General features: G+C 58.3%; 5 protein-coding genes and 1 pseudogene. 4 read left to right on the plus strand and 2 right to left on the minus strand.

All coding sequences use genetic code 11. The annotated features are described in order from the left end of the window. Positions 1-127: 127 nt before the first annotated feature. Positions 128-379, minus strand: a complete 252-nt coding sequence (locus BG57_RS30110; RefSeq protein WP_035970836.1) for a hypothetical protein — start codon at positions 377-379, stop codon at positions 128-130. Between the two features lie 1,014 nt (positions 380-1,393). Between BG57_RS30110 and BG57_RS30120 the strand changes: the two genes are divergently transcribed. After that, positions 1,394-1,858: a GNAT family N-acetyltransferase gene (locus tag BG57_RS30120; protein WP_075583255.1), complete on the plus strand. Its 465-nt coding sequence runs from the start codon at positions 1,394-1,396 to the stop codon at positions 1,856-1,858. Between the two features lie 377 nt (positions 1,859-2,235). Here the strand turns inward: BG57_RS30120 and BG57_RS30125 are convergent, their stop codons facing one another. After that, positions 2,236-3,837, minus strand: coding sequence for a sensor domain-containing diguanylate cyclase (locus BG57_RS30125; protein ID WP_229753889.1), 1,602 nt, complete (start codon positions 3,835-3,837; stop codon positions 2,236-2,238). A gap of 484 nt (positions 3,838-4,321) precedes the next feature. Between BG57_RS30125 and BG57_RS30130 the strand changes: the two genes are divergently transcribed. The 3 genes and pseudogenes from BG57_RS30130 to BG57_RS33595 all read left to right on the plus strand — a co-directional run bounded on the left by BG57_RS30130 (position 4,322) and on the right by BG57_RS33595 (position 9,162). Next, a complete protein-coding gene (locus tag BG57_RS30130; protein WP_052006101.1) occupies positions 4,322-5,884 on the plus strand; it encodes a methyl-accepting chemotaxis protein in 1,563 nt (520 codons plus the stop codon). Between the two features lie 496 nt (positions 5,885-6,380). After that, a pseudogene (locus BG57_RS30145) lies at positions 6,381-7,515 on the plus strand (IS3 family transposase). A gap of 87 nt (positions 7,516-7,602) precedes the next feature. Continuing rightward, complete coding sequence (locus BG57_RS33595) at positions 7,603-9,162, plus strand: sensor domain-containing phosphodiesterase (RefSeq protein ID WP_268237999.1); 1,560 nt, start codon at positions 7,603-7,605, stop codon at positions 9,160-9,162. Positions 9,163-9,263 lie beyond the last annotated feature (101 nt).

Genomic DNA, 9,263 nt, shown 5'->3' on the forward strand with positions numbered 1-9,263 from the left:
GCTGACCGGCCGTGCCGCTTGACGCTGTCTAGGCCAATCGGTGCGGCTCTTGATAACAGCCCAGTTGATGCAACCCAAGAGGGTAAACCGTCGAGTTGACGAAGCCTAGCGGGCGGGCAAGGCGCCTTCACGCGCGCTTTCGCCGCGATGCAGTTCTTATTAACACTTCCGCATCTAGCAATTGATCTCGCCGCCGGTATGCGTCCGCCAGCGCCGCTTCGAACGTCGACAATATTTGCTTCGATAGCTCCAGATCGATACCCCCATGGGCCGGATACGCGCGGATATGGTTACGCTGCCTTTGAACCCGCGACTCCCACTTCGCTATCTCGGCCTCCGTCTTGGCAATCGCCCTGTCAGCCAATTCCTGTGGAATCATCGCCGTCCTCCTTTCGTCTAGCTCTTAGCATTCAGCAATGAAAGGTCCAGCACGGGGTTAGCACGCATTGGGTCCAAGAGCCAACCGCCGAGAGGGCGACCTACAAGCGTGGGTGCTAATGAGGCACGCAAGATCCGCCCGGGCGAGACACCGGGGGCGACCGGACGTCTTTCGAGCAGTCAGACGCGAAAAGAGACATATTCATATCTATAATCGTCATGCCCGAGTCGGCCATGCGAGACTGAGACCGCCTACTCTGACGGAAGGAGGACGCGGAAGCGACCACACGCTTGACGCCTAACGGACCGCAAGCGAAGTCGATAAGGGTCGAACTGTCTACATTTTCCCGGAAGTCCTTGCTATGAGTCAAAAGACATTAGACGTCAGCGCCTTAGAGCAGGCTATCGAGAAGTGTCAGCAGGAAATTGATGCGGAGACCGACCGTCTGATACGGCAGACGCGAGCTGGCATCGATGCGTCGACCTCACGAGAGTTGCTGTTCGCTCTCCACGACAGTCTGGAAGCGTTGAAACACTCGAAAAGAGCCTTGAAGCAATGTCAGCGAGCGCTTTAGGAGTCTGCGCAGACGCCGACATCTAGTCATAGAAACCGGCCGCCGCCCTGCCACCAGCACCTATGACTTTTTGCGGACCGACGCTGATCTCGTGCACTTGCACGGCGTCACTGGGGTGGAACTCGCCGACCCCAACCGGGTTCTTTCCACTCTTTTACTGGCGGCGTCGCGTCGTCCAGCCTTCTTGAGACGCGGCACCTGTTGCCAGCCCAGCTAGCCGCTCCTTCTTCCTTCTTCACTGCTCGATATGATCGAGTCGGCCGACGCTGATATTTGGCCGCTCGCCAAGGCAGGCTGAACGTCTCCGTACTCGAAACGGCTTATCGCCGCTACGCACACGCTTCGCCCTCGTGCCTAGTCGCAGATGGCAACCGCCCCGCACTTTGGCGTATGGCTTGCTTGCAAGATGGGACATTTTTATCCTGCAAGCGATGACTGACATGGATACGACGGTAGTTGTCCGCAAGGAAGAACCTTGGTCCCCTGAGGCGCAGACGCTCCTTGACGAGATGGACGCTGCACAAGCGCTGTTTTACGGTGCAAGCGGCCGAAGCCACTGGTTCAACGAGGAAGTCAGCGCCGCGAGAGGTACCTTCGTGGTCGTTCGCACCACGGACGGATTTGCGCTCGGATGTGGTGCACTACGGCGATGGAACTACAGCGTTGCCGAAATAACCTACCTCTATAGCAGGGTCCACGAGGGCGGCATCGAACGGGTGCTCTTGTCCCGACTGGAATTGGATGCCGCAGCACTCGGCTATGCGGGCGTCGTCATTGAAGCAGACAGGGCGAATCGCCGTGCTATCGCTTTTTGCGAAAGGAATGGTTTTCGAGAGCGCTCATTCACTTCAGGCTGTGTCCGTCCTCTCCCTACAGTCTTGTTCGAGAAAGCGCTGCTACCCTGACGGCGGGGACGACACAACTTGACTTGCTTTGGTGCCGAAGGGCGGGACACAATGTGTCGCCATGAGTTCATGCCCGATATTGCGATGCGAGCCTAGATGGGTCACCTGGCGTCTGTCCGCGTCGATCGGCGCATCATGGAGCGCAAGCTCGGCTGGGCCGAAGGGCAACTGGCCGATCCCACCGCCGTCATACCGGGCGCTGGTCGCAGGCAAGAACCTAATGGTCGAGGTCCCAGCAGCCCGACCCTGCAGCGGCTGCGGGCTTCGCGACAAATCCAACTTGACGGCACGCAGAACGCATTCGAGGCGCCAACTTCGCGACAATCAAGCTGTCAAATGCGGTGCTCGGAGCGCCCCACAGTTGGCGAACCTCGTAATTAGTGCAGCGCCTGGTTCACGCTTGTCATCGCGGTCAGGTCGTCGATATGGACCGCCCTGTTGCGCCCGGCGCGCTTTGCCGCGTACAGCGCGTTGTCCGCCTCGCTCAATAGCGCGAACGGATCATCGTTCATGGCAACGGGGTGGGCCGTGGCGCATCCGACGCTCACCGTAATGACGTGGCCGGGAGCGGCGGTATTGGGGATCGCAAGTTCTTGGATGCTTGCGCACACGCGGCGGGCGAATCCCACTGCTGCTTCTGCCGCAGTGCCTGGAAGGATTACGACAAACTCTTCGCCGCCGTACCGCGCGACGATGTTGCCAGGACGGTGCACTGAGCGCTGGAGGTGATGCGCGACCGCGACCAGGGCGTCATCGCCGCTTGCATGCCCATACGTGTCGTTATATCGCTTGAAGTAATCAACGTCGATAAACAGCGCCGACACGGGGTGGTTCGCGCGGCGCGCACGCCGCCAATCGTCCTGCAAGTGGCGGGTTAGTGCGCGGCGATTATTGAGACCCGTCAGTGGATCGGTGCCGGCAAGGCGTTTTATTTTCTCCATTGCAATCGAGCGGGCGCGCAGCGCGATCGTCAGAAGCCATGAGACGGCCATGAACGCGACACCAAAGAACAACGTCAGGCCGCCGATCACCATGCTTCGTCGCCTCCATGCCGCAAGCACGTCGTCCTCAGCCGGGGCAACGACCACTATTAGCGACGTTCCCGGCACTCGGGAGAATGTGTACAGACGCCGCACGCCATCGATCCGCGAAACTGAGACGTATGAGCCGGACGGTGCGCCCGTCATCAGGTGGAAGGTGGGCGAGCGCCCGATCAGCTTTTCCTTTCCTGCTGGCGCGGGCGGCTTGCGCGCGAGAACGACACCGTCGTCCTGGATGACAAACGCCGAACCGGCGTTCCCTACATCTATGTCTGACACTAAGGATGCGAAGTAGTCCAGCTTCAACGCAATGACACCTACTCCGGCGAAAGAACCGTCAGATGCGTTAATGCGGCGACTCAGCGCAATGGAGGACGAACCACCTCGCAGGCGCGACGAATACGGCGGGGAAATGAAAAGGCCGACATCGTCACGGGCGACGTGCACGCGAAAATAGTCCCGGTCCGCAAAAGTCAGCGGCTCATGTCTCGACGGATCGCGTGCGGCCTCGATGCCTCCGCCGCTGTTCATGACGAACACCCCACCGATGTTGCTGCGGGCTGTCGCCCCATCAAATAAGATACGGTCGCGTAGACCAGGTGGCAAACGCATAACAGCCGGGTCCTGCACACCTTGCACAAGCTCGCGCAGTGACAGGTCGCTCGACTCTATGTTGCGCGCAATGTCGCTACTGATCGTTGCTACGAGATTCGCCGACGAGCGCCGGGCATTGGCCAGCGCCTGCGCGCGACCCTGCCACAATGTATCGAAAGACAACACGCACATCGATATGGCAATCGCCGTCCCCACGAGGCCAGCGACTATCGGCACGCGCGTGAAGATCTCTGCGACGTGTGTTGCGACCGATGTGTTACCTCGAATAAAGCTGCGCCGTGCGGCGCTTCGCGGCTTGCGTAAGCCGTCAGTCTGTGAATGCATTCACTCTCCGTTACGGACGATCCGTCGCCCTGTGGCCACCGCAGCAGCCCGCGCCGGCTTCCGGTACAACGAACAACCCCTGATTTTACGTGCGTCGGGAAACCGGGGCGGCAGCGGAAAAAAACCAGCAGGTATCAGATTCTCTGCCGCGTCGACGACCACCCGGAGTGCATAGAAGTTGGCGCGACACACAGCGCGCGAGACGTTGTCGCCATCCTTTCTCCGAGCCGATCGGTCATTTAGCTTTCCGTGGAACTGCCCTGCATGGCGAACGATGCCGCGCGCCTCCATCTGGAGCGGCGAAGCTGACAAGAGCTAAAGGAGATCGCCGCGGTGTCGTTATCAAGCAGATGCTGGTGTCCCGTCGCCTCCCGCAGTAGAGGATGCGATCTGACCGCAGGCGTGCGGAGCGAGAAGCGCCGAATGCGGACTATGGGTATTACCCGGCGAACAATAATCACCTTGACAGGTCGCGTAGAAAGGTATGTTCAAAAATCTCAGTGTTGGCGCCAGAATCGCTAGTAGCTTTGCAGCAATTTTGCTTTTCTTGGCGATCCTTACGGCCGTGGGCATGGTCCAAGTCGGGAAAATCAATTCGGCTTTGACAGTCATCAACGACATCAACAGCGTTAAGCAGCGATATGCCATTAATTTTCGCGGTAGCGTACATGACCGATCAATCGCGGTACGCGACGTTACGTTGGTTTCCCTCAGCGAACTGCCGTCTGTCGTCACTCACATCGCACAACTGGAGCACGATTACGCAGACTCCGCTGCACCGATGGACGCGATATTCGCAGCTGGTGACGCGGTAAGTGACTCAGAGCGCAGCCTGTTAGAAAAAATCAAGGCTTCCGAGCAGAAGACCTTGCCGCTGGTTCATCAAATAATCGAACTCCGAAAAGCGGGCGACGCTGACGCGGCGAAAAGGCTCGTGTTGGAATCCGCGCGGCCGGCATTCATCGAATGGCTCGCGGCGATCAATCGCTTCATCGATTTCGAGGAAGGTCTAAACAAGGAACAGGCGACGACCGCGCGTTCCGTGGGCGTACGCTTTGAGGACCTGATGATGATGCTCACGGCGATTGCGGTGGGCGTGGGAGCATTGATCGCCTGGCGGATTACACGTTACATCACGAAGGCGCTCGGCAGCGAACCCGGGGAAGTGAAGCGGGTAACCGATGCAATTGGAAAGGGGGACCTCGCAGTGCGGTTCACATTGCAGCGGGGAGACGAGGACAGCATCCTTTCGTCGTTGCACCGCATGCAAAGTTCCCTGAGGGATGTTGTGAGCAATGTGCGCCGGCACGCTCAAAGTGTGGCGACCGCGAGCGAACAAATCGCGATCGAGAGCACCGAGCTTTCACAACGGACGGAGAGCCAGGCATCGACGCTGCAACAGACTGCCGCGTCGATGGAGCAAGTCACCGGCGCAGTCCAAAGTAATGCAGAAAATGCTCGCCGGGCGAGCGACTTGGCTACGGCGACTGCATTGGAGGTCGAGCGTGGCAGCGACATGGTGAAGTCAATCGTCAAGACGATGGACGAAATAACGTCTGAATCGAGGAAAATCGCGGACATCACTGCGGTTATCGAAGGAATCGCTTTCCAAACAAATATTCTCGCCCTAAACGCTGCGGTAGAGGCGGCACGTGCGGGTGAACAAGGGCGGGGTTTTGCCGTTGTTGCAACGGAAGTCCGCTCGTTGGCGCAGCGCTCATCGAGCGCAGCGAAGGAAATCAAGAGTCTACTAAGCAGTTCCGTCGAGCGAGTGAATGCAGGCGCGGTTGAGATCAACGGCGCAGCCACCGCGATGTCAGAGATCCTCGGTTCAGTCAAACGCGTCAATGGCATCGTAAACGAAATCGCTCAAGCGTCTGTTGAACAAGCTGCAGGAGTCGGTGAAGTCGCCCGGGCGGTTGCACACATGGACGAAACCACTCAGCAAAACGCAGGGCTCGTGGAACGCACTTCGGACGCAGCAACGACGCTCGATCGTCAATCACGCGACCTCGGTGAAGCCGTGGCTGTCTTTCGCATTGCCTGAAGCCGTATCGACCGGCACATTGAGCGACCAAAGACGCCACGGCGCTAAACGACGGCAGGCAATGGGCCGGCGCTCACCAAGATGAACGGCCCGGCTGTGCAGCGCATGTATGCCTCGATTGCTCTGTCAGGGGACGTGGCGATGTACCAGGCCAAGCTTGACGGTCGTAGGGGTTACGCGACCTGTTCTCAGAACCTGCAGTAAGCAAAGGAAGCCATGTTGATACCGCCGTACCCTGCTGACGAGGCCGTACGCCTGACTGCGCTGCGCTCGACTTACCTTTTGGATACTGCACCTGAGCCGTTCTTTGACGACATCACTCGGCTGGCAGCGGAGATGTTCGAGGTCCCGATCGCTATGGTCACGCTGGTGGATGAGGAGCGGCAGTGGTTCAAGTCGCGGGTAGGACAGAGATGGCTCCGGAAATTTGGACAGTCGGTTAGGTGGAGTCGCTGGGTTTTGAGATAGGCATAATGCCTATAAAGGAAACCAGACGATGACGAAGAGAACCCGGCGCACGCACTCAGCGGCGTTCAAGGCGAAGGTGGCACTGGCAGCAGTACGCGGGGAGCGCACGCTCGCAGAATTGGCGCAGCAGTTTGAGGTTCATCCGAACCAGATCACGGAATGGAAGCGGCAATTGCAGGAACGAGCGGCCGACGTGTTCGGCGCGACGAGCTCGCCCGTCAATGAGCCGCCGGTGGATCTGAAGACGCTTCACGCAAAGATCGGCCAACTGGCGCTGGAGAATGATTTTTTGTCCGGCGCGCTCGGCAAGGCAGGCCTGCTGAGCGCAAAGAAATGATTGATCGTGCCCACCCCCTACCGGTTTCGCGGCAGGTCGAGCTGGTCGGTATCAGCCGATCCAGTGCGTACTATGCGCCGCGCCCGGTGAGTGCCGCGGATCTGGCGCTCATGCGCCGTATCGACGAGTTGCACCTGGAGCATCCGTTTGCTGGCGCGCGCATGTTGATGCGCCTGCTCAAGCGAGAGGGCATAGTGGTCGGCCGCAAGCACGTCGGCACGTTGATGCGCAAAATGGGCATCGAAGCGCTGTATCGCAAGCCGAACTTGAGCCGCAAACATCTGGCCCACAAGATCTGGCCGTACCTGCTGCGCGATCGGAAGATCGAGCGCAGCAGTCAGGTGTACGCATTGGACACGACATACGTGCCTATGGCTCACGGCTTCGTCTATCTCACAGCTGTGATCGATTGGGCCAGTCGCCGTGTTTTAGCGCACCGAGTCGCCATCACGATGGAAGCTGAGCATGCGGTGGCGGCGCTTGAAGAAGCATTCGCGAAATATGGATTGCCTGAGATCGTCAACACCGATCAAGGCAGCCAATTTACCAGTACAGTCTTCACCGACGCGGTCCTCTCGCGCGGAATCGCTCTGTCGATGGATGGCAAGGGAAGCTGGCGGGACAACGTTTTATCGAACGACTGTGGCGCAGCGTGAAGTATGAAGAGATATATTTGAAGGCCTACGAATCCGTCGGCCATGCACAGAAGTCCATCGCTAACTACCTTACCTGGTACAACAAACAAAGGCCTCATTCAAGTCTGTCGGACAAGACCCCAGATGAAGCCTACTTCGCGATGCTGCCCGCAATCAGAACGGCAGCGTGAACACCCAGCGTTCCACTTAAAAATCGAAAAAACTGTCCGAACGAACGGGGCCACCTCTGACTGAAGCTCGCACAAAGTCCCCGGGAAATTTCCTTCTGCGGCCACGCGATTCTGTCAAAGGAGCCCACGGTAGTCCTGAATGCGAATCTTGATGAACGCTTCCGCGACAATCCATTGGTCACCGGTGATCCGCTTATCCAATTCTATGCGGGAGCGCCTGTCGTAACCGATGACGGGTATGCCATCGGCACCCTCTGTATCATCGACACCGAAAGCAGGCCAGTCTTCAGCGGCCACGACCAATCATGCCTCTCGGCGCTTGCCGGACTGATCGCCCAGCGGGTCAATATACTGCGCTCAAATGCTCATCTGGACGATGTGACCGGGCTGCCGAATTTCGCTCGCTTCACCGACGACGTTACCTTAAGCCGGGCCTCCGCGCATGCGGTGCTCATCGACCTGTGCACGCTCGACTACATCAACCGCATGGTGGTCGCCCTGGGCTTAGAGACTGTTAATGCAGTGGCCGTGGCGACGTCGGGCAGGCTCGTGACGGCGCTCGGAGCGGGTATCACGCTGTATCGTATCGGCTACGCGCGTTATCTCTTTATCAGCGAAGCTCCTTGCTCTGAAATTAGCTTGATGGTTCGACGATGCATCGGGGCATTCGAAAGCCCGTTGATTGTGGGACGTGACCTACCTATTGACGTCACACCGTCCGCTGGCATCGTAAGCATAGGCGACGTATCTGGAGCGTCCGACTTGATATCGGCACTGATCTTCGCGTCCCAACGGGCGCGTGAGAGCCACATGGATGCTGTGCTTTATGACCATGAAATGGGACAAGGCCGACACAGGACGTTTTTGCTGCTCAACTCGTTCAAGGACGCACTTGCTCGGAACCAGCTTCGACTAGTTTATCAACCGCGCGTACGGCTCATCGATGGCGCATGTGTCGGCGCTGAGGCCCTGGTCCGATGGCGACACCCGCAACTCGGCGAAATTCCGCCGGGCGAATTCGTGCCGCTGATCGAAAATACCGCGTTGATCAATGCGCTCACCGATTGGGTGCTGGCTGCGGCGCTGCGACAACTCGCTGAATGGCAGACCCAACACCCACGCTTAGTAATCTCCGTCAATGCTGTCGGGTCCGACCTGTCACGCGCCGAAATTGCGGAGCATGTTGAAGGAGCGCTGAAATCGGCCGGGGTCAGTCCAAAACAACTGGAACTTGAAGTAACGGAAGGCTCCCTAATGCTTCACACTGAGAGAAGCGCAAGTACTGTTAGCGCGCTCCGCCGGCTCGGAGTTTCCTTGGCGATCGACGACTTTGGTTCTGGTTTCAGTAACCTGACGCAACTGAGTTCGTTGGATATAACAGTGAAAATTGATCAAGCGCTGGTCCGGGCCATCGCGTCAAGCCCTCGCGATGCGATGATCGTGCGCTCGGTCATTCGATTGGTTCACGAACTTGGGTTCAATGCGGTCGCAGAAGGCGTCGAAACGCTCGCGATACTTGGTCAAGTCCGTGACTGGGGATGCGACGAAATTCAAGGTTACTTTATTGGACGCCCAATGGAGGCGGACAGTTTTGACGCGTGGCTCGCCAATTCAGCGGACGGCGGATCCAACCGGTCGATGCAATGATTTTGTTAATCGATCGCATGGCGTATCGAAGTTCCGCTAGTGAGACGGTCCGGCCGTCGAGGTTCTGTAGTCGTTTAGGTTTATTCGATGCCTGCCATCGG

The sequence above is a fragment of the Caballeronia grimmiae genome (assembly GCF_000698555.1).
GTDB classification, from domain to species: domain Bacteria; phylum Pseudomonadota; class Gammaproteobacteria; order Burkholderiales; family Burkholderiaceae; genus Caballeronia; species Caballeronia grimmiae.